Origin of the sequence: Pseudoalteromonas sp. S558 (assembly GCF_005886635.1) — a bacterium.
In the GTDB taxonomy this organism is placed as follows: Bacteria; Pseudomonadota; Gammaproteobacteria; order Enterobacterales; family Alteromonadaceae; genus Pseudoalteromonas; species Pseudoalteromonas aliena.
The window spans coordinates 1-329 of record NZ_PNDU01000558.1 but is presented as its reverse complement, the minus strand read 5'-3'; the positions used below and the strand labels follow the sequence as shown (position 1 = coordinate 329).

Here is a 329-nt window from a genome sequence, read left to right as displayed (position 1 = left end):
CAGTGCTTGGAGCAGCATTTGAAAGCTCAACAACTAAGCCGCAAATACCAGCAATAAACTGCAAACTAAAGTAGCGAGCGCTTAAATTACTTACATTACCCGTACGCAGTGTTTTATAAGTTTGCGGCATAACACGTACCGAACTCATCACAAGCCCCACATATGTTAAAGCGTTTAATACCATTGCAGTATCAAGGGTTGAATTTAGCAGTAGAGAAAAAGGCAGCAACGAAAAAGCAATCATAACCACAAGCTGAGTACGTTCTCGCTTAGCTGCGTTAAAACGCGCAAAAAAGTACAAAATAAGCCCGCTTAGCGCAGCTCTGACA

1 protein-coding gene is annotated in these 329 nt (G+C 42.2%); it reads right to left on the bottom strand.

Translation table 11 applies throughout. The annotated features are described in order from the left end of the window. Positions 1 to 329, bottom strand: a 329-nt coding sequence (locus CWB66_RS21410; RefSeq protein ID WP_252371827.1) for a PQ-loop domain-containing transporter, incomplete at both ends; no start/stop codon positions are given.